We start from the raw sequence: 1221 nt of genomic DNA on the forward strand, positions 1-1221 counted from the left end.
TCCCTTGCCTCGCCGCAGCCTGCGATTGGATCAAGTGACAACAGGCCCTAGTGGTCTGAGTTGGAAGTTCGTTGGCAGAAGCGTTTGATGCTGGCGAGGATGGCGTCGGCTGACTTGGTCCAGACGAACGGCTTCGGCTCGGCGTTGGTCTGGTCGATGTAGGCGTGGATGGCGGCTTCAAGATCGCCCGTGGTCTCGAACACGCCGCGTTGAAGCTGGCGCCGCGTCAGCAGCGCGAACCAGCCCTCGACGAGGTTGAGCCAAGAGGCCGAGGTCGGCGTGAAGTGCAGGTGCCAGCGCGGACGCTTCAGCAGCCAGTCGTGGATGAGCTTGGTCTTGTGTGTGGCCGCGTTGTCGAGAACCAGGTGCACATCGAGATCCTTCGGCACATCGGCCTCGACCTGATCGAGAAAGGCGCGGAACTCGATGGAGCGATGACGCCGTGCGCAATGGCCGATGACGCGACCGGCCTGTACGTCGAGCGCCGCGAACAGGTCGGTCGTACCAGCCCGTCGGTAGTCGTGGGTCTGGCGCTCGGGCTGGCCGGGGCGCATCGGCATCACCGGCGCGGTGCCGGTCAGCGCCTGGATCTGCGGCTTCTCATCGACACACAGCACCACGGCGCGGTGCGGTGGGGCCATGTAGAGGCCGACGACATCCCGGACCTTGTCGACGAAAGCCGGGTCGGTCGACAGTTTGAAGGCCTCGATCTTGTGCGGCTGCAGCCCGAAGGCACGCCAGATCCGCGAGACCATGGTCTGGCTCATGCCGACCCGCCGGGCCATGGCGCGTGTCGACCAGTGGGTGGCGTTCTCCGGCTGGCTCTCCAGGGTGCGCGTGATCATCTGTTCGATCTCGGTATCCGCGACCTGGCGCGGAGCGCCGGACCGGGGCAGGTCGACGAGACCGTCGAGGCGGTGCGCCAGGAAACGGGCGCGCCATGTCGTGACGCTCATGCGGCTGACGCCGAGCGCACGAGCGATGCCGCTGTTGGTCGAACCCGGCTCAGCGCAGGCCAGCACGATGCGCGCACGCTGGGCGAGAGCCTGGCCGACATTGCGACGGCGCACCAGGCCTTGCAGCCGCGTGCGCTCATCCCCGGTCAGATCAAGGTGCGCTGGCTTGGGACCACGGGCCATCGTAGCGACCTCCTCGTAGAAGGCCGCCACATGGTGCTCGCGCGCCAAAACCGCAAGGAAACTTCCAACTCAGGCCACTAGC

1 protein-coding gene is annotated in these 1221 nt (G+C 66.4%); it reads right to left on the reverse strand.

Annotation, left to right across the window (positions count from 1 at the left end; genetic code table 11):
- Positions 1-47 precede the first annotated feature (47 nt).
- Positions 48-1139: an IS630-like element ISMex18 family transposase gene (locus MZTS_RS18900; protein ID WP_003597561.1), complete on the reverse strand. Its 1092-nt coding sequence runs from the start codon at positions 1137-1139 to the stop codon at positions 48-50.
- Positions 1140-1221 lie beyond the last annotated feature (82 nt).

Origin of the sequence: Methylorubrum zatmanii, from assembly GCF_014845115.1 — a bacterium.
In the GTDB taxonomy this organism is placed as follows: domain Bacteria; phylum Pseudomonadota; class Alphaproteobacteria; order Rhizobiales; family Beijerinckiaceae; genus Methylobacterium; species Methylobacterium zatmanii.